The organism is Burkholderia sp. SIMBA_051 (genome assembly GCF_046534915.1).
GTDB lineage: Bacteria > Pseudomonadota > Gammaproteobacteria > Burkholderiales > Burkholderiaceae > Burkholderia > Burkholderia ambifaria.
In genome coordinates this window covers 103,189-125,310 of sequence record NZ_JAWRXS010000014.1, presented here as the reverse complement: position 1 = coordinate 125,310, position 22,122 = coordinate 103,189, and the positions used below count along the sequence as shown (strand labels likewise).

Sequence of the window (22,122 nt, the reverse complement as noted above, 5' to 3'; positions counted from 1 at the left end):
CAACCACGGCATGGGATCGGAGTAAGCGCTGAAGCGCTCACTCCGATCGACAGGAGTTCATATGGCAACCATCAAAGTAGACGTCGTCAGCGCGGAAGAGCAGATCTTCTCGGGCGAGGCGAAATTCGTCGCGCTGCCGGGCGAAACGGGTGAGCTGGGCATTCTGCCGGGTCACACGCCGCTGATCACGCGGATTCGTCCGGGTGCGGTGCGCATCGAAGTCGAGGGCGGCAACGACGAATTCGTGTTCGTCGCGGGCGGCATTCTCGAAGTGCAGCCGGGCGCCGTGACGGTGCTCGCCGACACCGCGATCCGCGGCAAGGACCTCGATGCGGCGAAAGCCGAGGAAGCGCGCAAGCGTGCCGAGGAAACGCTGCAGAACGCGAAGTCGGACCTCGACCTCGCAAAGGCGCAATCCGAGCTCGCGACCGCGATGGCGCAGCTCGAGGCGATCCAGCGCCTCGCGAAGATTCGCAGCCGGCACTAAGCCGCGCGCGCGTATCCCGCGAAAGGAAGCAGCCTTCGGGCTGCTTTTTTTTCGTCCTTCGTTTTCGTCTGTTTTTTGCGGGCCGGATCGTATCGTCCGGTCGTGCTATTTCGTCCGTCCGCCGTGATTTGATGTCAGAGTGTCGTCAGCGGCGCGCGGCATCATGCGTGCAGAGGCGGTCCGCCGCGATCGCGGCGGAGCAGGCGCGCGTGAGCCGCGTGCCGGGCCGATCAGACAAAAACGGACGGAGACATCGATGGCAGCAGACCTTGACGTGGGGGCGCTGATCGCGCCCGAAAACGGACTGTCGTACGTGCGCGGCGCGACCGACGTGCCGCTATCCGAAGCGACGGTCAGCCGGTTCCTGCTCGACACGGCCGGCCGCTTTCCCGATCGTCCGGCCGTCGTGTTCCGCGAACAACAGGTGCGCTGGACCTGGCGCGCGTTCGTGCACGAGGTCGACGTGCTCGCGGCCGGCCTGGCTGCGCTCGGGATCGTGAAGGGCGATTGCGTCGGCATCTGGTCGCCGAACCGCAGCGAATGGCTGCTCACGCAATTCGCGACCGCGCGCATCGGCGCGGTCCTCGTCAACATCAATCCGGCCTACCGGCTCGCGGAACTCGAGTACGCGCTGAACAAGGTCGGCTGTAAGGCCGTGATCGCGGCCGAGCGCTTCAAGACGTCGGCCTACGTCGAGATGTTGCAGACCATCGCGCCGGAGCTCGCGAGCGCGACGCCGGGCGACCTGCGGGCGGCGCGCGTGCCCAGCTTGCGCACGGTCGTGTCGATGGGAGAAGTCGCGCCGGCCGGCATGTTCCGCTTCGCGGACGTGATCGCGCGCGGCCGCGACACGCTCGACGTCGCGCGGCTCGATGCGATCGGCGCGACGCTCGCGGCCACCGACCCGATCAACATCCAGTTCACGAGCGGCACGACCGGCAGCCCGAAGGGCGCGACGCTCACGCACCGCAACGTCGTCAACAACGCGCGCTTCATCGCGATGGCGATGCGGTTCAGCGAGCAGGACGCGCTGTGCATCCCGGTGCCGCTGTATCACTGCTTCGGGATGGTGCTGGCCGTGCTCGCGTGCGTATCGACGGGCGCGGCGATGGTGTTCCCCGGCGAGGCGTTCGACCCGGTCGCGACGCTCGCGGCCGTCGCCGACGAACGCTGCACCGCGCTGCATGGCGTGCCGACGATGTTCATCGCGGAACTCGATCATCCGGAATTCGCGAAATTCGACCTGTCGACGCTGCGCACCGGGATCATGGCCGGCTCGCCGTGCCCGATCGAGACGATGAAGCGCGTCGTGTCGCAGATGCATCTGTCGGAAATCACCATCGCGTACGGGATGACGGAGACGAGCCCCGTGTCGTTCCAGAGCTCGACCGACGATCCGCTCGAGAAGCGCACGACGACGGTCGGCCGCATTCAGCCGCATCTGGAAGTGAAGATCGTCGATCCGGAAGGGCGCATCGTGCCGGTCGGCGCGACGGGCGAGCTGTGCACGAAGGGCTATTCGGTGATGCTCGGCTACTGGGACGACGACGCGAAGACGCGCGAGGTGCTGGTCGACGGCTGGATGCACACGGGCGACCTCGCGACGCTCGATGCGGATGGCTACTGCAACATCGTGGGCCGGCTGAAGGACATGGTGATCCGCGGCGGCGAGAACGTGTACCCGCGCGAGATCGAGGAATTCCTGTTCAGGCATCCGAAGATTCAGAGCGCGCAGGTGTTCGGCGTGCCCGATGCGAAGTACGGCGAGGAGCTGTGCGCGTGGATCGTGTTGCGTGCGGACGAGCAGATGTCGGAGGACGACGTGCGCGCGTTCTGCAATGGCCAGATCGCGCACTACAAGATTCCGCGCTACATCCGCTTCGTCGACGAGCTGCCGATGACGGTGACGGGCAAGGTGCAGAAGTTCGTGATGCGCGAACGGATGATCGAGGAACTCAAGCTCGACGTGCAGAAGACCGCTTGAAACGACGGGCGGCCCGGAGGCGGAAAAGCGCGGCGGCCTTCGGGCCGCCCGATGCGGGCCGCTGCGTTTTCGATGGACGAAAAAAAGCGGGCTTATTAGCCCGCTAAAAACCACACGCTACGGGGTTAGCGCGAGGAGACCAAAGATGAAACCGTGTCCGGCGGGGGCCGGAAACGACTCCAACAGGGATGCCCCTCGGAAGGGCTTCGGTACGTGACCGACTGGCTCGCAGCGCTTCGCGTCCGCTCACACTTGGCACACGAGACCGCATCCGTGTTGAAACCGTTGAGGCCCATTGTGGGCGAATTAATGACCCCTCGCGGTAACAAAGTGTTTCAGGTTGTAACGCCCGCCAGATAAGGCTTTCCGGGATTTTTTGCTGTTTTCGGGATCCTGAAAATGGTCATATTTACTTATCCTTTCCGCAGAGTTTTCATCGTGTGCGCGCAATGCGTTTTTCATGCGTATCGGCATCAGCGAATTGCCGATTTACACGACCGAACGTGCATCGCATGACAGCTACCGCGTATGACGATTCATTCGTCGGAAAGATTTTGAAACGTGATCGGCGGCGGCGATAGTCGGCCATTCGGCCAGTTTCACGGTTTTGCGACCGCCGCGTCCCGCGCCGAGATGTAACGGCGCTTCGCATTCGATGAGAGGGACGCGGGGTCGGTGCGCGTTATCGGCGGCCGTTGCCGTGCGCGATCGCGCTTATTTCAGCCACTTGTCGGAAATCGCCTGATACTCGCCGCTCGACAGCGCGAGGTGCAGCCACTGGTCGACGTACTGCTGGAACGCGACGTCGCCGCGCGGCACCATGTACGCCTTCTCGCCGAACTGGAACGGCTTGTCCGGATGCACCGAGCAGAGGCCCGGATTCAGCTTTTGCTGCAGCATCGTCTCGGACGCGTCCGTCACCATCACGTCCGCCTTGCCCGCGAGGATCTGCTTGAAGATCGTCACGTTGTCAGGGTAGACGGTGAGGTTCGCATGCGTGAAGAACTGCTTCGCAAAGCGCTCGTTGGTGCCGCCCGGGTTCACGATCACGCGGGTCTCGGGCCGGTCGATCTGCGCGACGGTCTGGTACTTGTCTGCATCCGCGCAGCGCGCGATCGCCGTCTTGCCGTCGACCACGTATGGCTGCGTGAAGAACACGCGCTTCTGGCGCTCGAGCGTGGTCGATACGCCGCCCACCGCGATATCACACTTCGCGACGAAGTCGTTGGTGAGGTTCGACCAGCTCGTCTTCACGAAGTCGGCCTTCACGCCGAGCGATTTCGCGAGCGATTCGGCCATGTCGATGTCGATGCCCTCGAAACGGCCGTCCGTGCGGTAGTACGAATACGGCTTGTAGTCGCCTGTCGTGCACACGCGCAGCGTGCCGCGGGCGAGCACGTCGTCGAGGCGCGAGCCGGCGTTGGCGCCGGCGACCGGGGACGCGGCTGCGGCGGTCTGAGCGTGCGCGGCGGCGCAGCAAAGCAGGGTGGCTGCGGCGAGCGCGGCCAGCGGGGCGAATGTCTTCATCGGTCTCCTCCTTCGTTCGGATTGATATCAGCGTCCGATCATAACGGAGCCCTCGCGCGCGTCATATGGCCGCCATCGCATCGGCATACGCAGCGGCACGGCCCCGCTCCGGTAAAATGCCGCTTTGCCTTCGCATCGTCGCTCCTACCGTGGCCCATAACCTGCTCAACGACACCTTCCTGCGTGCGCTTCTGCGCGAGCCGACCGACTACACGCCGATCTGGCTGATGCGCCAGGCGGGCCGCTACCTACCCGAATACAACGCGACGCGCGCACGCGCCGGCAGCTTCCTCGGCCTCGCGAAGAATCCCGACTACGCGACCGAGGTGACGCTGCAGCCGCTCGAGCGCTTCCCGCTCGACGCCGCGATCCTGTTCTCGGACATCCTGACGATTCCCGACGCAATGGGTCTCGGCCTCGACTTCCAGGTCGGCGAAGGGCCGAAGTTCGCGCATCCGGTGCGCACCGAGGCCGACGTCGCGAAGCTCGCGGTGCCGGACATCGAAGCGACGCTCGGCTACGTGACGGGCGCCGTGCGCGAGATCCGCCGCGCGCTGACCGACGGCCAGGGCCGCCAGCGCGTGCCGCTGATCGGCTTCTCGGGCAGCCCGTGGACGCTCGCGTGCTACATGGTCGAAGGCGGCGGGTCGGACGATTTCCGCACGGTGAAGTCGATGGCGTATTCGCGCCCCGACCTGATGCACCGGATCCTCGACGTGAACGCGCAAGCCGTGGCCGCGTACCTGAACGCGCAGATCGAAGCCGGCGCGCAGGCCGTGATGATCTTCGATACGTGGGGCGGTGCGCTGGCGGACGGCGCGTACCAGCGCTTCTCGCTCGACTACATCCGCCGCGTCGTCAGCCAGCTCAAGCGCGAGCACGACGGCGAGCGCGTGCCGGTGATCACGTTCACGAAGGGCGGCGGCCTGTGGCTAGAGGAAATCGCGGCGACCGGCGTCGACGCGGTCGGGCTCGACTGGACGGTGAACCTCGGCGCCGCGCGCGAGCGCGTCGCGGGGCGCGTCGCGCTGCAGGGCAACCTCGACCCGACGATCCTGTTTGCACCGCCGGCCGCGGTGCGCGAGCAGGCGCGCGCGGTACTCGACAGCTACGGCAATCATCCGGGCCACGTATTCAACCTCGGCCACGGTATTTCGCAGTTCACGTCGCCGGATCACGTCGCCGAACTCGTCGACGAAGTGCATAGCCACAGCCGCAAGATCCTTAGCGGAGCGGCCGTCTGAGCGCAAGCGCCGTCATGCTGCACTGCGGCGTGACAGCGTTTCGCGGTCGGCACTAAACAGGGCGCAAGCCCGCACCGGTTGCCGATTCATCGCTTGTCAAGACTTGACTTATGCACATTTTCCACGTTGCAGCGCGGTAGAGCCCTGTATCGGTCGAATTGTCTCGCTATGGTTTGGGAATTTGAATAGCAGCCTTATGGAATAAGGCTTCGCGGGATGCGGCAGCGGGCGGGCCAAATCGGCGGAAAGCACGGCCCCACGCGCTTTGCGGCTGTTGAACGGCGAGTTCTCAACAAAGTTATCCACAGGCAGTTCAGGGTATACGGCGATTCCTAATGCGAATCCAAAACTTAGCGCCGAATCTGAAGTTTTACTTTAAGTTCGCCACCTTGACGCGAACGTGGGCGCCGGCCGTTCGCGCGTCGCGAACCGCCGCCGGAGCGCGCTGATGGCCGATACCTACCTGCGCGTCGCGCTCGACCACCCGCTCGCCACCCTGTTCGACTACCGCTGCGACGTCCAGCCGGCGCCCGAGCCCGGCACGCTCGTCCAGGTGCCGTTCGGCAAGCGGCAGGTCGTCGGGCTCGTCTGCGAAGTGACGACTCACACCGACGTGCCGCCGTCCCGGTTGCGCGCGATCGACGCAATCTGTACCGAACTGCCGCCGCTGGCGCCCGACTGGCTCGCGCTCGTGTCGTTCGCGGCCGATTACTACCAGCGCGGCCGCGGCGAAGTCGCGCTGCCGGCGTTGCCGCAGGCGTTGCGCGATGCGCAGCGCTGGGGGCGGCTGCTGGCGCCGGAAGTGCGCTACCGGCTGAGCGAAGCCGGCCGCGCCGCGCTTCCCGACGCACTGCCCGCGCGCGGGGCCGCGCTGCGGCGGCTCGCGCAGGCACTCGCCGACACCGATTCGCTGACCTTGCCCGACGTGCGTGCGTTGCATCCGAAGGCGGCCGCCACGCTCGACGACTGGGCGGCACGCGGCTGGGTGGCGATCGAGGAGATCGGCTGGGCCGATGCGCCTGTGCCCAAAGCTGTGGATAACCTGTCGACAACCAGTGGACGAGCTGTGCCGCCGGCGCTCACCGACCAGCAAGCCGAGGCGCTCGATGCGATCCGCGCCGCGCAGGGTTTCGCGCCGTTCCTGCTGCATGGCGTGACGGGTAGCGGCAAGACCGAGGTCTATCTGCATGCGCTGGCCGCGCTGCTCGACGCGCGGCCCGACGCGCAGGCGCTCGTGCTCGTGCCCGAAATCAACCTGACGCCGCAGTTCGAGGCCGCGTTTCGCGCGCGCTTCGCGGGCACGCTCGCGGACGACGCGATCGTCACGTTGCACAGCGGGCTCGCCGAGGGCGAACGCGCGCGCAACTGGCTCGCCGCGCACACGGGCCGCGCGCGGATCGTGCTCGGTACGCGGCTCGCGGTGCTCGCGTCGCTGCCGACGCTCGCGCTGATCGTCGTCGACGAGGAACACGAGCCCGCGTACAAGCAGCAGGAAGGGTTGCGCTATTCGGCGCGCGATCTCGCGGTATGGCGCGCGAAGCATCTCGGCATTCCGGTCGTGCTCGGCTCGGCGACGCCGTCGCTCGAAAGCTGGTGGCAAGCCGAGCAGGGGCGCTACACGCGGCTCACGCTGTCGCGCCGCGCGGTGGCCGACGCGACGCTGCCCACCGTGCGGCTGATCGATCTCGAAGAGGAGCGGCGGCGCGGGCGCGCGTCGCTGGGCGGGCTGTCGGGGCCGCTCGTCGCGGCGCTGAAGGCGCGGCTCGAGCGCGGCGAACAGAGCCTCGTGTTCCTGAACCGGCGCGGTTACGCGCCCCAGCTCGCGTGCGACGCGTGCGGCTGGGTCGCCGGTTGCCCGCGCTGCAGCGCGTACGTCGTGCTGCACAAGCCCGAGCATGCGCTGCGCTGCCATCACTGCGGCTGGGAAGCGCGTATTCCGCGCTCGTGCCCGGAATGCGGGAACGTCGACATCGCGCCGCTCGGGCGCGGCACGCAGCGCATCGAGGAGGCGCTCGCCGAGGCCGTGACGGGCGCGCGGATCCTGCGGATCGACGCGGACAGCACACGACGCAAGGGCAGCGCGCAGGCGTTGTTCTCGGACGTGCACGCCGGTGAAGTCGACATCCTGGTCGGCACGCAGATGATCGCGAAGGGGCACGACTTCCAGCGCGTGTCGCTCGTCGGCGTGCTCAATGCGGACACCGCGCTGTTCTCGCACGACTTCCGCGCGAGCGAGCGGCTGTTCGCGCAACTGATGCAGGTGAGCGGCCGCGCGGGGCGCGCCGGGCTGCCCGGCGAGGTGCTCGTGCAGACGCGCTATCCGCGTCACGCGCTGTATCACGCGCTCGGGCGGCAGGATTACGTCGGCTTTGCGAATTCGACGCTCGGCGAGCGCCGCGACGCGCACCTGCCGCCGTTCGTCTACCAGGCGCTGCTGCGCGCCGAAGGACGCACGCTCGACGCGGCGCTCGCGTTCCTGCTGCAGGCCGCCGCCGCGCTGCCGGGGCTGCCGGGCGCCGATCGGGTGACCGTATACGACGCGGTGCCGATGACGATCGTGAAGGTCGCGAACGTCCACCGCGCGCAGCTGCTGCTCGAAAGCGCGTCGCGGGCGGCACTGCAGCATGCGCTGCGCGCGTGGCAGCCGGAGCTGCGCGCGCTGAAGGGCGTCCATCGGTGGAGCCTCGAGGTCGACCCGCTCGATATCTGAATCGAGCGCAACGGCCGCGGCCGTCGTTCCGCGCGCCACCATGTGACGCCCTATGACACCCGGGCCCGTCGTCGAGGCCCTTTCCACACCCGCTTGCGGCGCCCGCCCGGCCGCCCAGTGCAACCGTTTTTCCTCTCCGCCCTTCACCCCGCGGGTTGCCCACGCGCCTCAAATCGGCCCGATCAGGGAAAACACCGATCCGCCGACCACGGGCAACCCCTAGGTTGCAACGATCTAAGTGGCTGATTATATTGGCTAACTTGTGGGTGCAACCAATCTCGCAATTCGGTTGCACCTTTTTATTGCGTGCCGTAGGATTTCGCGCATCCTCTCACACCACATTGCCGGGCCCGCACCGGCGCACGAACCCACCATGGCAAGCACGACTCTCGGCGTCAAAGTCGACGACCTTCTCCGCTCGCGCCTGAAAGACGCGGCCGCGCGTCTCGAGCGCACTCCCCACTGGCTGATCAAGCAGGCGATCTTCGCGTATCTCGAGCGGATCGAGCACGGCCAGTTGCCGCCCGAGCTGTCGGGCCACAGCGGCGTGACGGAGCTCGCCGACGGTCAGGCGACGGACAGCGACGACGACAACTCGCCGCATCCGTTCCTCGAGTTCGCGCAGAACGTGCAGCCGCAATCGGTGCTGCGCGCGGCGATCACGGCCGCGTATCGCCGCCCCGAGCCGGAATGCGTGCCGTTCCTGCTGGGCCAGGCGCGCCTGCCGGCTAACCTGCAGGCCGACGCGCAGGCGCTCGCGACGACGCTCGTCGAGGCGCTGCGCGAGAAGAACTCGGGCGGCGGCGTCGAAGGGCTGATCCACGAGTTCTCGCTGTCGAGCCAGGAAGGCGTCGCGCTGATGTGTCTCGCCGAAGCGCTGCTGCGCATCCCCGACCGCGCGACGCGCGACGCGCTGATCCGCGACAAGATCAGCAAGGGCGACTGGCGCTCGCACGTCGGCCACGCGCCGTCGCTGTTCGTGAACGCGGCGACCTGGGGGCTGATGATCACCGGCAAGCTCGTGACGACCAACAGCGAAGCGGGCCTGTCGTCGGCGCTCACGCGCCTGATCGGCCGCGGCGGCGAGCCGCTGATCCGCAAGGGCGTCGACATGGCGATGCGCCTGATGGGCGAGCAGTTCGTCACCGGCGAGACGATTTCCGAGGCGCTCGCGAACAGCCGCAAGTACGAAGCGCGCGGCTTCCGCTACTCGTACGACATGCTCGGCGAAGCGGCGACGACCGAAGAGGACGCGCAGCGCTACTACGCATCGTACGAGCAGGCGATCCACGCGATCGGCAAGGCGGCCGGCGGCCGCGGCATCTACGAAGGCCCGGGCATCTCGATCAAGCTGTCGGCGCTGCACGCGCGCTACGCGCGCTCGCAGCAGGACCGCACGATGAGCGAACTGCTGCCGCGCGTGCGCGCGCTGGCGCTGCTCGCGCGCCGCTACGACATCGGCCTGAACATCGACGCGGAAGAAGCCGACCGTCTCGAACTGTCGCTCGACCTGCTCGAGGCGCTGTGCTTCGATCCGGATCTCGCGGGCTGGAACGGCATCGGCTTCGTCGTGCAGGGCTACCAGAAGCGTTGCCCGTTCGTGATCGACTACCTGATCGACCTCGCGCGCCGCAGCCGTCACCGCCTGATGATCCGCCTGGTCAAGGGCGCGTACTGGGACAGCGAAATCAAGCGCGCGCAGGTCGACGGCCTCGAAGGCTATCCGGTCTACACGCGCAAGATCTACACGGACGTGTCGTACCTCGCGTGCGCGAAGAAGCTGCTCGCGGCGCCGGACGCCGTCTACCCGCAGTTCGCGACGCACAACGCGTACACGCTGGCCGCGATCTATCACCTGGCCGGCCACAACTACTACCCGGGCCAGTACGAATTCCAGTGCCTGCACGGGATGGGCGAGCCGCTGTACGAGGAAGTCACGGGCCGCGACAAGCTGAACCGTCCGTGCCGCGTGTACGCGCCGGTCGGCACGCATGAAACGCTGCTCGCGTACCTGGTGCGCCGCCTGCTGGAGAACGGCGCGAACACGTCGTTCGTGAACCGCATCGCCGACAAGACCGTGTCGGTGAAGGAACTGGTCGCCGATCCGGTCGACGAGGCGTCGAAGGTCGTGCCGCTCGGCGCGCCGCACGCGAAGATTCCGCTGCCGCGCCACCTGTACGGCGACGAGCGTCCCAATTCGATGGGCCTCGACCTGTCGAACGAACACCGCCTCGCGTCGCTGTCGTCCGCGCTGCTCGCGAGCGCGCATCATCCGTGGCGCGCGGCGCCGATGCTCGCCGACGACGCGCTCGCCGACGCACCGGCGCGCGACGTGCGCAACCCGGCCGACCTGCGCGACGTGGTCGGCACGGTCAGCGAAGCGACGGCCGAACACGTGAGCGCGGCGCTCGCGCATGCGGTGGCTGCCGCGCCGATCTGGCAGGCGACGCCGGTCGATGCGCGCGCCGACTGCCTGGTGCGCGCGGCCGACCTGCTCGAAGCGCAGATGCACACGCTGATGGGCCTGATCGTGCGCGAGGCCGGCAAGTCGCTGCCGAACGCGATCGCCGAAATCCGCGAAGCCGTCGACTTCCTGCGCTACTACGCGGCGCAGATCCGCGACGAATTCTCGAACGACACGCACCGTCCGCTCGGCCCCGTGGTCTGCATCAGCCCGTGGAACTTCCCGCTCGCGATCTTCATGGGCCAGGTGGCCGCTGCACTGGCAGCCGGCAACACGGTGCTCGCGAAGCCGGCCGAACAGACGCCGCTGATCGCAGCACAAGCCGTGCGCCTGCTGCGCGAGGCCGGCGTGCCGGCCGGCGCGGTGCAGTTGCTGCCGGGCACCGGCGAGACCGTCGGCGCGGCGCTGGTCGCCGACCCGCGCACGCGCGCTGTGATGTTCACCGGCTCGACCGAAGTCGCGCGCCTGATCAACAAGACGCTGTCCGCGCGCCTCGACCCGGACGGCAAGCCGATTCCGCTGATCGCGGAAACGGGCGGCCAGAACGCGATGATCGTCGACTCGTCGGCGCTCGCGGAGCAGGTGGTCGCGGACGTGCTGCAGTCGTCGTTCGACTCGGCCGGTCAACGGTGTTCGGCGCTGCGCGTTCTGTGTCTGCAGGACGACGTCGCGGACCGCACGCTGACGATGCTCAAGGGCGCGATGCACGAGCTGGCGCTCGGCAATCCGGACCGTCTGTCGACCGACGTCGGCCCGGTGATCGACGCCGAAGCGAAGCAGACGATCGACACGCACGTCGCGACGATGACGGACAAGGGCCACACGGTCACGCAGCTGCCGGCGCCGGAAGCCTGCGCGCACGGTACGTTCGTGCCGCCGACGCTGATCGAGATCGGCAGCATCGACGAGCTCAAGCGTGAGGTGTTCGGCCCCGTGCTGCACGTCGTGCGCTACCGCCGCAATCAGCTCGACAAGCTGCTCGAGCAGATCCGCGCGACCGGTTACGGGCTGACGCTCGGCATCCATACGCGGATCGACGAGACGATCGCGCACGTGATCTCGAACGCGCACGTCGGCAACATCTACGTGAACCGCAACGTGATCGGCGCGGTGGTCGGCGTGCAGCCGTTCGGCGGCGAAGGGCTGTCGGGCACGGGCCCGAAGGCCGGCGGCGCGCTGTACCTGCAGCGCCTGCTCGCGACGCGTCCGTCGGGCCTGCCGCGTTCGCTCGCGCAGATGCTGATCGCGGACGGCGCGGTCGAAGGCGACCAGCGCGGCAACCCGGCGGCGGCGCTCACCACGCTGCGCGACTGGCTGATCGAGCAGCGCGAACCGGCGCTGGCCGCGCGCTGCGACGGCTATCTGGCGCAGGTGCCGGCCGGCGCGACCGCGGTGCTGACCGGCCCGACGGGCGAGCGAAACACGTATACACTCGGCCCGCGCGGCACGGTGCTGTGCGTCGCGGCGACGCCGAGCGGTGCGCGCGCGCAGTTCGCGGCGGTGCTGGCGACGGGCAACCGCGCGTTGTTCGCCGGTGCGGCGGGCGAGGCGCTGGTCGCGGCGCTGCCGGCTGCGCTGAAGGCGCATGCGGCCGTGCGCAAGCAGCCCGACGCGCCGTTCGACGCGGTGCTGTTCGAAGGCGACAGCGACGAACTGCAGACGCTCGTGAAGGACGTCGCGCAGCGCCCGGGCCCGATCGTGTCGGTGCAGGGCGTGTCGGCGGGCGCGTTCGAGAACGGCGACGCGGAAGACTACGCGCTCGAGCGGCTGCTGACCGAGCGCTCGGTCAGCGTGAACACGGCCGCGGCGGGCGGCAATGCGAATTTGATGACGATCGGCTGACCATCCTTGCCGTTCGGATCAAACAAAGGAAGCGGCAAGGCGATCCCGAAGCCGCTCCATTTACCCTGGTACCAAGGAGATGCTATGCAACACACGATGAAAAAGGTGGCAGGCGCGACGTTCGTCGCTGTCATGTCGCTGGCGGGGACGGCCCATGCGGACGACGTGAAGATCGGTTACGCAGGGCCGATGACGGGCGCCCAGGCTCACTACGGCAAGGATATGCAGAACGGGATCGCGCTCGCGCTGGAAGACTTCAACGCGACGAACCCGAAGATCGGCGGCAAGCCGGTGAAGTTCATGCTCGAGACGCAGGACGACCAGGCTGACCCGCGCACCGGCACGACGGTTGCGCAGAAGCTCGTCGACGACGGCATCAAGGGCATGCTCGGCCACTTCAACTCGGGCACGACGATCCCGGCCTCGCGCATCTACGCGAACGCCGGCATTCCGGAAATCGCGATGGCGACGGCGCCGGAATACACGCAGCAGGGTTACAAGACGACCTTCCGCATGATGACGTCCGACACGCAGCAGGGCTCGGTGGCGGGCACGTTCGCGTCGAAGGATCTCGGCATGAAGAAGATCGCGATCGTCGACGACCGCACGGCTTACGGCCAGGGTCTCGCCGACCAGTTCGAGAAGGCCGCGAAGGCCGGCGGCGCGACGATCGTCGACCGTGAGTTCACGAACGACAAGGCCGTCGACTTCAAGGCGATCCTGACCAAGCTGAAGGCGGCGAAGCCGGACCTCGTCTACTACGGCGGCGCGGATTCGCAGGCAGCGCCGATGGTCAAGCAGATGAAGGCGCTTGGCATGGCCGCACCGCTGATGAGCGGCGAAATGGTGAAGACGCCGACGTTCCTGAAGATCGCGGGCAACGCGGCCGAAGGCACGATCGCATCGCTGGCCGGCCTCCCGCTCGACGAAATGCCGGGCGGCAAGTCGTACGCCGAGAAGTACAAGAAGCGCTTCGGCGAAGACGTGCAGACCTACTCGCCGTACGCGTACGACGGCGCGATGGCGATGCTGAACGCGATGAAGAAGGCCGATTCGACCGATCCGGCGAAGTACCTGCCGGTGCTCGCGAAGACCGACATGGCCGGCGTCACGTCGACCCACGTCGCGTACGACGCGAAGGGCGACCTGAAGAACGGCGGCATCACGATGTACAAGGTCGAGAAGGGCGAGTGGAAGCCGCTGAAGAGTATCGGCGGCAAGTAAGCAGTCAGTCTTGACGTGGGGAGCGGGGGGGCGGCACAACGTTGCCGTCTCGTGCCTCGTGCGAAAAAGCCACCAGTCCGTCGGGGCCGGTGGCTTTTTCTTTGGGGGTTGCAGGCGGCAGGACATAGGGGGCTTGCAGGCGGGGGGGCAGGCGGGTCGCCGCATGCGTACGTGCCACCGCATCGCCGTGATCGGCGGCAGTATGATGTTACTTGCCGTCGCAGCACTTGTTAGGGCAATCGGGCAGGAAGGAAATTTCCACACGCCGCCCATTGTCCACGTCGCCATGCGCATAGACGCGAGCGCTCTTCTTGATGGTCCCGCGTAAAAAACCTAGTTCCTCCAACAGCGCATACGCGGTTTGCAATCTCGATTGCGCGAGGGCCAGTGCTCCCGGTTCACTTTCCTCGGCATGGCCGCTGATCAGTGTCGTTTCGTTGGTCAGGTGATTTGCATAATTGAGTTTTTGGTCGGCTACCCATTTTGCAATGCGGACGATCTCCAAATTCGATATGTGCGAGCTATCTCTCGAAAAGTAGACGTCGAAGTTCTCGCTGGCGATGCATGCGAATACCGGATTGGAGGCGAGAAGACTTAGGCCAAGAATAAACTGAAGCATTGTAAATGACGTATCCTGCAATACTGTCGGCATTGTTGATTGCTTGATTCGGATTTTCGGCTCCAAACGCCAAACACTCCTCCATGAAGTATCTGTGATCCTTGGTTCCCATTGTGTCATCGAAATGACTCACCTCATGAATCAGAATGGAAACTACGGAATCTTTTTCCCATGAGAAGTCTCGCATTGTACAAAAATCGGGATGTATTGCGATCGTATGAGTTACGGTATCCGGCGAACACACTGATGCAGCGACGCCCGATTTGTTCGGATTTGGAACGCATCCAATATGTTTGAATCGCTCGCTATCCCATCGCGTGAAATTGTAGCCTGTGAGTGCCTTTAGTACTCGAGCGATTGCAGTCAGGCCTGTTAATAGCGTTATGCGGGTGCCTTCATCGGTTCTGCCGAACCACTGTAATACGCGTGCCTTATCAGCGTTCGACCAGCGCTGCAAATCCTCGATTCTTTTGTCGACGAGAGAAATGGCTCGATCGCGCTTACTCAATACCATTTCCCGGAATTGCTTGTTTGTCATGTTGTGACATATTTTTTCGGTATTGATTGTTACTTCCACCATCGATCCAGGATTGGTGTTGGTGACTGCACCTGAGTGTACGAGGAACCATTCTCCGCCGTCATTCACATCAAAATTTTTCATTGCTTCAATGTTCCGTCGTATAGATTTTCAGAGTTGCCGAGACGTCGGTGGCGATCCGATGTGTTTGCCCGGCCGTGTCCGTGGTGCCCGTGAAAATCTGGCCAGTGTCGGTAACGATTCGGTAGCGGATGTTCGCGAGCGGGCGGCGGGAGTCATCGAGCAAGGTGAATTGCTCGTCGTGTACGGCAGCCGATCGAGCAAATGACCGCACGGCTGCATCAGATTTGCGCCCATTCAGCGCCGCAGTCTCTCCTGCAGTAAAAATCATCCGCATGCCGCGCTCCGCATAGAAGATCGGCGGCGGGTTGCATCCGCAGACATTGATATCCCCGCTCAATGCCCACTGTTTGCCGTTCGGGCCGGTACCGGGCCAGCGCGGCCCTTGCGGTGCGATGTACCCTTCACGCTTGCAGGCCGTACAGTAGGTCTTCATATCGAGCGTGGCGATATGAACCCTCGGCGGCGGATTGGAACAGGTCACTGTGTCGAGGCCTTCAACAATCACCGCTTCCCCGGCGCGGTCGCCTTTGGCAAGAAAGTAGCGGATCATGGGCGCTACCTCAGTGGGGCATGGACGAGCGGGTGACGAGGCTAAATACAACTGACGACGCTACGCCTTGTCGCTCGGGGCTATCGGTGATCGTGTCGCCGTTATCGAGTCCGCTGCCAACGAATGCGAGCGGCGCGAAGTCGGGCCCGTCGGCCAAACCCAGACCGCTCGTCACGCGCGCGGTTGAACCGTCCGGATAGTGGATCAGGTCGCCCACCGTGGCAGCCTTTCCCAAGTGCGGCGCTACTTCCCACGTGCCGGAAGGCTCGCGCAATACACCGCCGCGCGCTGTTGTCGCGCCACGTACCGCCAGTCTGTAGGCGGGCGGCGCGAGCGGCGGCACATATGTCGGATCGAACAGGCCCTCAACGCGTTGCCCATCCCCCACGTTAATGCCCCATGAACTGCGCAGCGTTTCGGTAATGCGGTCGCCGTTGCTCAACCGGCTGCCCACCAATGCGAATGGCTTGCCTCCGCTATGGTTGTTTCCCGCGCCGTCGATAATCGCGGCCTCGCTGCCGTCGTCATAGGTCACTACATCGCCGACGCAGGCGACTTCCAATCCAGCCAAGGTCAGGCCGCTGGTTGCGGTGGTGATACGTCCACCGCGTTCCGTGAGCGCGCCAATGGTGGCGAAAAGATGGGTCGATGCTTTGAGTTCGTTTTTCATCCGGCTTCCCCTGTTTCAGTAAATGGAATGGCTGCCAAGAGACGCTATTCCGGATAAGAAACGTCGATCAATCGGACGAATATGATTCAGTGCCGGTAACTACTATTACTTGTTCCGTTCCGCTTGTTGCATTGACCGCGTGCGCGAATGCGGTAGGTCAGGTGGGTAGGCAATGGTGCCGTTTCCTGCTTTTTGGGTTCGCAAGGGGGTATGAGTGTGCGAGCTACCAGTGCGCCGCCTCCATCGCGGATACTTAGTCTCTGCGCACGCGCAGCAGGAACTTCTGCAATTTTCCCGTCGGTGAGCGCGGCAGCGTTTCGGCGAACACGAATTCGCGCGGGATCTTGTACGCGGCGAGCCGCTTGCCGTAAGAACGGCGGCATCACGATGTACAAGGTCGAGAAGGGCGAGTGGAAGCCGCTGAAGAGCATCGGCGGCAAGTAAGCACGATGATGGTATGACGGGGTTCGCGGCGCCGTGAAACGGGAGTTTCGCGGTGTCGGCGGCCAGCGTCGAACGCCTGCGGCAAGCGCGATGCGCTTGTGGCAGGCGTTTTTTTACGTCTGCAATAATTTTCGATCGCCGACGACCGCACGGTGCGCGGCGATCTCCAGCCATTGGCCGGTTCAGCCGTCAACCGAAGCCGACGCTGCCGATGATGACGAAGCCGCGTGTGCCAGCGTCACGGCCCGTTCGCGCGCAGCCTCTCTGCCCGCGTGATCGATTTCAGGTCCAAACAGCGTTTTCTCGACGACGATCGATTCGATGTCCGTGATACCGATGAAGCGCAGCCACGCTTCGAGAAACGGCCGCTGAAAGTCGAACGACTCGGCGGGCGTGCTCGATTGCCTTGAATAGTCGAGGCCTCTCGCATAGATCACGACTGCTTTCTTGCCGTTCAGCAATCCCGCCAACCCGCGCTCGTCATATGAGAACAGGATGCCGCGGTGGGACACGGCATCGATGAAATGCTTGAGCTTGTAGGGGATGGAAAAATTCCACAGCGGCACGGAGAACAACAGCGTATCCGCGTCGTGCATCCGCTGCGCCAGCTGCCGAAAACCTGCCCACGCTTGCTGCTGGCCTTCGCTGAGCGGCGTGCCGCTCAAGTCCGCGTATTTGGCATCGAGCGCATCGCCGTCGAGTTCCGGCAAGTGCGTCGCCCACAGGTCGAGCATGTCGACCCGATGCTCCGGATGCGCGTCGCGCCAGGCGTCGAGATACGCGTGCGCGACGTCGAGCGATGCGGACCGCGACTTGCGCGGGGAAGATTCGATATGCAGCAAGGTCGACATGGAACCACTCCTGACAGGTTGACGGCCCTCATCAGAACATAGTTCGATTCAAAATATAAACGAAGTATCATCGCACTAATCAGTAGCATTCGCACTATATGGCGGGGCATCTCATGTTCGATACCGTTTTGCTGCGCTCCTTCGTGGCCGTCGTCCAGGAAGGCGGGTTCACGCATGCCGCGGCCCGTCTGAATCTGACGCAGTCCGCGGTCAGCGCGCATCTGCGGCGCCTGGAAAAACAGATCGGCCGTGATCTGCTCGTGCGCACCACCCGCTCGGTCACGCTCACCGTGGACGGCGAACTGCTGCTCGGTTACGCGCGCGCCATCCTCGCGCTCAATCAGGACGCGCGGGCGCAGCTGATGCGCGAACCGAGCGCCGGCACGATCCGCGTGGGTCTGTCGGAAGACCTCGCCAATGTCAGGCTGATGCATGTGATGCAGGCGTTTGCCGTGCGGTACCCGCGCATCGCATTCAGCATCAGGGTCGGCATCCCGGGCGAACTGCTCCAGGCGCTGGATCACGGTGAACTGGATGTGGTGATGGGTGGGCGCTGCCACGACGGGCCCACCGGACGCGTGCTCTGGCGCGAGCCGCTCGTGTGGGCCGGTGCGGATTGGGCGTCGCTCACGCCTGGCGCACCGGTGCCGATCGCGCTGCTGCCGGAACCGTGCCCGTATCGCGAAGCCGCGCTGGCAGCACTGGCCCGCACGCGCGTGGATTACCGGATCGTGCTCGTGTCCCCGAGCAGCGCCGGCCTGTGCGCCGCCGCGCACGCGGGCTTTGCGGTGACGCCGATCGTGCACACGCAACTTGCGCACGGCTTGCGTGCGATCCCGCCGGATGCGGGCCTGCCGGCCCTGCCCGATGTCGAGTTCACGATGTTCGCGGCGCCGGGCGCGTCGGCACGGGTGGTCGATGAACTGGGCAACGCGATCGTGCTGGCATTCGCGCACAAAGGATGACGACGATCATCGGGACGACAGGCGCGGGAGGCCATCAAGCCGGATAGGCCCGTTGCAGCAACGCGGCGACGTCGAGCGCATGCGGATCGAAGCCGCCTGCAATGCGGCCCCACGACGATTCACCCAGCCGCGTCGCGACGAACGCGTCGGCCACTGCCGCGGGCGCGTCGCGCCGCAGCAGGCACGCCTGCGCGACGAGCGCGAGCCGCTGCGCGAACAGGCGGGCGGACGCCTCGAGCGTGTCGGCCGGCGCCGCGAGCATCGCGCGCAGCGCATCGAGCGCCGCGCGGATGCGCGGTTCGCCCGCGCCGAGGTCGGTCAGTTCGGCGAGCAGCGCCGCGGCCGCGTCGGGTTCGCGCGACACCGCGCGCAGCACGTCGAGGCACATCACGTTGCCGGAGCCTTCCCAGATCGAGTTGACCGGCGCTTCGCGGAACAGCCGCGCGATCGGGCCGTCGTCGACGTAGCCGTTGCCGCCGAACACTTCCATCACCTCGCCGGTCAGCTCAACCGCGCGCTTGCAGACCCAGAACTTCGCGGCGGGCGTGACGATCCGTTTCCACGCGCGTTCGCGCGGCGAGTCGTCGCGTTCGAACGCATCGGCGAGCCGCATCGCGAGCACGAGCGCGGCCTCGCTTTCGAGCGCGAGATCGGCGAGCACGGTGCGCATCAGCGGCTGCTCGGCGAGCGCGCGGCCGAACGCATGGCGCTGGCGCGTGTACGCGATCGCCTGCACGACGCCCTGGCGCAGCATCGCCGCGCTGCCGAGCACGCAGCTCAGCCGCGTGTAGGTGGCCATCTCGATGATGGTCGGAATGCCGCGGCCTTCGTCGCCGAGCATGATGCCCCACGCGTCGTTCAGCTCGATCTCGCTGCTCGAGTTGCTACGGTTGCCGACCTTGTTCTTCAGCCGCTGGATCTCGACCGCGTTCTTCGTGCCGTCCGGCCGCCAGCGCGGCACGTAGAAGCACGACGGGCCGCCGGCCTCGGTACGCGCGACGACCAGGTGCGCGTCGCACATCGGCGCGGAGAAGAACCACTTGTGGCCGCGCAGCCGGTATTCGCCGCCGCGCCCGCCCGCGCCGACGGCAGTCGCGAGCGTCGTATTCGCGCGCACGTCGGAGCCGCCCTGTTTCTCGGTCATCCCCATGCCGAACCAGATCGAGCGCTTGTCGGCGACCGGCACGTCGCGCGGATCGTAGTCGTCGCTGTACAGCTTGTCGCGCAGCAGGTTCCACAGCGCGGGCTCCTTCTGCAGCACCGGAATCGCGGCCTGCGTCATCGTCGCCGGGCACAGCGTGCCGGCCTCGATCTGGCCGTGCAGGTAGAAGCCGGCCGCGCTTGCGGCCCAGCGGCCGGGGCGCGTATCGCGGAACGGCAGTGACACGAAGCCTTCGTTGCGGTACAGGCCGAGCAGCGTGTGCCAGGCCGGATGGAAGTCGACGCGGTCGATGCGCCGGCCGCGCCGGTCGAACGCGTTCAGCTCCGGCGTGTGGCGGTTCGCTTCGTCGGCGAGCTGTGCGGTGTCGGCGCTGCCAAGGCGCGCGCCGTATGCGTCGAGCTGCGGCACGGCCCAGTCGGCGCCCGCGCGGGCCAGTGCGTCGCGCAGCGCGATGTCGGTGGCGAAGAGGTTATAGTCGACCAGTTCGTCGAACTGGTTCGTGACGGCATGGTTCGATTCGGTCATCGGGCTGTCTCCGGTCTCGTGCTTCGCGGTCTGCCGCTCGGGGGCCGCAGCGCTGGCGTTCGCGCGCCAGCGCCGGTGCCGGCTCCGGGTCAAACGTCTATCCGCTGAATTTCAGAGTAGCAAATATGCCGCCGCGACATGTTCAGGTTCCGGCGCCGCCCGGCCAGCCGGCGGCGCAACCCGCGCCCGCATTGCGCCGCCGGCCGCGCCAGTCGCGCGCGCAGGCCACGTCCGACGCGCTCCAGCAGGCCTTCGTTCAGCTTTTGCTCGAGCGCGGCTACGCGAAGGCGACGATCCGCGAGATCGCGGCCGTCGCGGGCGTGAGCATCGGCACCTTCTACGAATACTTCGGCGACAAGCAGAGCCTCGCCGCGCTGTGCATCCACCGGCGCGTGCAGGCGCTGGCCGATCGGCTGCGCGACGCGGCGCACGGCTTGCGCGGCGCGCCGCGCGCCGAACTCGCGGCTGCGCTGGTGGATGTGCAGATCGACGCGATCGGCGCCGACGCCGCGCTTTGGAGCGCTTTCTTCGCGCTGGAGCGGCAGGTGTCGCCGCTCGCCGCGTATCGCCGGCATTACGACGCATACGTCGCGCTGTGGCGCGACGCGTTCGCGCAGGCCGCCGATCCGCCGCCGGCCGCGCGGCTCGACGGGATCGCACGGATGGCGCATACGATCTGCTACGGCGGCGTGTCGCAGGCGCTGCTCACGCTCGGGCCCTCGCTCGATTTCGCCGCGTTGCGCAGGGAGCTTCACGCCGTGGTGCGCGGCTATCTGGCGGCCGTGGGCGAATAATGCGCGCCGCGGCCGCGCGGCCCTAGGGGTAATGCCTGATTCGCATGCGTGGCCGGCGGCACCACGGTGGCGTCGCGCCTTTCTGATGCAAGGCCATGAGAAAAATGCATGGCCTCCATGACGAACTTTCGGTTGTCCACGGTTATTGGCTCGGGCTAAATCATGCGGCATGAGCCGGGCCGCGTGCGTTGCGCGGGCCAGCCAGAAGGGACATCAGAAGGAGGAGTCATGCGAAGCGCCACCACGCCCCGTTCGAAATTGCCGGACGTCGGGACGACGATCTTCACGGTGATCGGCCAGCTCGCCGCGCAGCACGATGCGCTGAACCTGTCGCAGGGCGCGCCGAATTTCGCGCCCGATCCGGCGCTCGTCGAGGGCGTCGCGCGCGCGATGCGCGACGGCCACAACCAGTACGCGCCGATGGCCGGCCTCGCGTCGTTGCGCGAGCGGCTCGTGGAGAAGACCGAGGCGCTGTACGGCGCGCGCTACGACCCAGGCACCGAGATCACGGTAATTGCGAGCGCGAGCGAAGGGCTCTACGCGGCGATCAGCGCGCTTGTGCATCCGGGCGATGAAGTGATCTATTTCGAGCCGTCGTTCGACAGCTATGCGCCGATCGTGCGGATGCAGGGCGCGACGCCGGTCGCGATCAAGCTGTCGTCCGGGCATTTCCGCGTGAACTGGGACGAAGTGGCCGCGGCGATCACGCCGCGCACGCGGATGATCATCGTCAACACGCCGCACAACCCGACCGCGACGGTGTTTTCCGCCGACGATCTCGAACGGCTCGCGCAGCTCACGCGCGATACCGACATCGTGGTGTTGTCCGACGAAGTCTACGAGCACGTCGTGTTCGACGGCGCGCAGCACCAGAGCGTCGCGCGTCATCGCGCGCTGGCCGAGCGCAGCGTGATCGTGTCGTCGTTCGGCAAGTCGTTCCACGTGACGGGCTGGCGGGTCGGTCATTGCCTCGCGCCGGCCGAGCTGATGGGCGAGATCCGCAAGGTGCACCAGTTCATGGTGTTCTCGGCCGATACGCCGATGCAGGTCGCGTTCGCGGAGATCCTCGCGCGGCCCGACAGCTATCTCGGCCTGTCGGCGTTCTACCAGGCCAAGCGCGACCTGCTCGCGCGCGAGCTGGCCGATTCGCGCTTCGAGCTGCTGCCGAGCGAAGGCTCGTTCTTCATGCTCGCGCGGTTCCGGCACTTCTCGGACGAGCGCGACAGCGACTTCGTGCTGCGCCTGATCCGCGATGCGCGCGTCGCGACGATTCCGCTGTCGGCGTTCTATGCCGACGGCACCGACGCGGGCGTGATTCGCCTCAGTTTCTCGAAGGACGACGCGACGCTGATCGAAGGCGCGCGGCGGTTGCGGTCGCTGTAAATCGCGGGCGCGAGCC

16 protein-coding genes are annotated in these 22,122 nt (G+C 66.2%); 9 read left to right on the top strand and 7 right to left on the bottom strand.

Going from position 1 to position 22,122, the window contains the following annotated elements; genetic code table 11:
* The first annotated feature begins 61 nt into the window (after positions 1-61).
* Entirely contained in the window at positions 62-487 is a 426-nt protein-coding gene (locus SB771_RS28890) for a F0F1 ATP synthase subunit epsilon (protein ID WP_006477288.1), read from the top strand.
* 256 nt (positions 488-743) lie between these two features.
* Positions 744-2,471, top strand: a complete 1,728-nt coding sequence (locus SB771_RS28885; protein ID WP_175661329.1) for an AMP-binding protein — start codon at positions 744-746, stop codon at positions 2,469-2,471.
* Positions 2,472-3,185: 714 nt separating this feature from the next.
* On the opposite strand, the gene SB771_RS28880 is transcribed toward SB771_RS28885, so the two are convergent.
* Positions 3,186-3,998, bottom strand: coding sequence for a transporter substrate-binding domain-containing protein (locus SB771_RS28880; protein ID WP_175661330.1), 813 nt, complete (start codon positions 3,996-3,998; stop codon positions 3,186-3,188).
* Positions 3,999-4,147: 149 nt separating this feature from the next.
* On the opposite strand from SB771_RS28880, the gene hemE reads away from it, so the two are divergent.
* The 4 genes from hemE to SB771_RS28860 all read left to right on the top strand — a co-directional run bounded on the left by hemE (position 4,148) and on the right by SB771_RS28860 (position 13,482).
* Positions 4,148-5,242 carry a uroporphyrinogen decarboxylase gene (hemE, locus tag SB771_RS28875; protein ID WP_279607106.1) on the top strand — a complete coding sequence of 365 codons (1,095 nt, stop codon included), beginning with the start codon at positions 4,148-4,150 and terminating at the stop codon, positions 5,240-5,242.
* Positions 5,243-5,690: 448 nt separating this feature from the next.
* Entirely contained in the window at positions 5,691-7,952 is a 2,262-nt protein-coding gene (locus SB771_RS28870) for a primosomal protein N' (RefSeq protein WP_175661332.1), read from the top strand.
* Positions 7,953-8,325: 373 nt separating this feature from the next.
* On the top strand, positions 8,326-12,258 hold the full coding sequence (gene putA / locus SB771_RS28865) for a trifunctional transcriptional regulator/proline dehydrogenase/L-glutamate gamma-semialdehyde dehydrogenase (RefSeq protein ID WP_175661333.1): 3,933 nt from the start codon (positions 8,326-8,328) through the stop codon (positions 12,256-12,258).
* Between the two features lie 84 nt (positions 12,259-12,342).
* Positions 12,343-13,482 (top strand): branched-chain amino acid ABC transporter substrate-binding protein, encoded by a 1,140-nt coding sequence (locus SB771_RS28860; RefSeq protein ID WP_006751777.1) that lies wholly within the window; start codon positions 12,343-12,345, stop codon positions 13,480-13,482.
* A 208-nt stretch (positions 13,483-13,690) separates the two neighbouring features.
* Here the strand turns inward: SB771_RS28860 and SB771_RS28855 are convergent, their stop codons facing one another.
* The 5 genes from SB771_RS28855 to SB771_RS28835 all read right to left on the bottom strand — a co-directional run bounded on the left by SB771_RS28855 (position 13,691) and on the right by SB771_RS28835 (position 17,277).
* A complete protein-coding gene (locus tag SB771_RS28855) occupies positions 13,691-13,987 on the bottom strand; it encodes a hypothetical protein (RefSeq protein ID WP_244096816.1) in 297 nt (98 codons plus the stop codon).
* Between the two features lie 16 nt (positions 13,988-14,003).
* Complete coding sequence (locus SB771_RS28850; RefSeq protein ID WP_175661335.1) at positions 14,004-14,762, bottom strand: M35 family metallo-endopeptidase; 759 nt, start codon at positions 14,760-14,762, stop codon at positions 14,004-14,006.
* Positions 14,763-14,766: 4 nt separating this feature from the next.
* Positions 14,767-15,312 carry a hypothetical protein gene (locus SB771_RS28845; RefSeq protein ID WP_175661336.1) on the bottom strand — a complete coding sequence of 182 codons (546 nt, stop codon included), beginning with the start codon at positions 15,310-15,312 and terminating at the stop codon, positions 14,767-14,769.
* Between the two features lie 10 nt (positions 15,313-15,322).
* Positions 15,323-15,982 (bottom strand): PAAR domain-containing protein, encoded by a 660-nt coding sequence (locus SB771_RS28840; RefSeq protein ID WP_175661337.1) that lies wholly within the window; start codon positions 15,980-15,982, stop codon positions 15,323-15,325.
* Positions 15,983-16,608: 626 nt separating this feature from the next.
* The gene (locus tag SB771_RS28835) at positions 16,609-17,277 is read right to left on the bottom strand and encodes an FMN-dependent NADH-azoreductase (RefSeq protein ID WP_175661338.1); all 669 of its coding nucleotides are present in this window, start codon (positions 17,275-17,277) and stop codon (positions 16,609-16,611) included.
* Positions 17,278-17,390: 113 nt separating this feature from the next.
* Between SB771_RS28835 and SB771_RS28830 the strand changes: the two genes are divergently transcribed.
* Positions 17,391-18,242 carry a LysR substrate-binding domain-containing protein gene (locus SB771_RS28830; protein ID WP_105830791.1) on the top strand — a complete coding sequence of 284 codons (852 nt, stop codon included), beginning with the start codon at positions 17,391-17,393 and terminating at the stop codon, positions 18,240-18,242.
* 34 nt (positions 18,243-18,276) lie between these two features.
* Here the strand turns inward: SB771_RS28830 and SB771_RS28825 are convergent, their stop codons facing one another.
* Positions 18,277-19,929 carry an acyl-CoA dehydrogenase family protein gene (locus tag SB771_RS28825; protein ID WP_175661339.1) on the bottom strand — a complete coding sequence of 551 codons (1,653 nt, stop codon included), beginning with the start codon at positions 19,927-19,929 and terminating at the stop codon, positions 18,277-18,279.
* Positions 19,930-20,054: 125 nt separating this feature from the next.
* On the opposite strand from SB771_RS28825, the gene SB771_RS28820 reads away from it, so the two are divergent.
* Together SB771_RS28820 and SB771_RS28815 are read left to right on the top strand one after the other, a co-directional pair.
* The gene (locus SB771_RS28820) at positions 20,055-20,723 is read left to right on the top strand and encodes a TetR/AcrR family transcriptional regulator (RefSeq protein WP_175661340.1); all 669 of its coding nucleotides are present in this window, start codon (positions 20,055-20,057) and stop codon (positions 20,721-20,723) included.
* Between the two features lie 228 nt (positions 20,724-20,951).
* On the top strand, positions 20,952-22,106 hold the full coding sequence (locus SB771_RS28815) for a pyridoxal phosphate-dependent aminotransferase (RefSeq protein ID WP_175661341.1): 1,155 nt from the start codon (positions 20,952-20,954) through the stop codon (positions 22,104-22,106).
* Positions 22,107-22,122 lie beyond the last annotated feature (16 nt).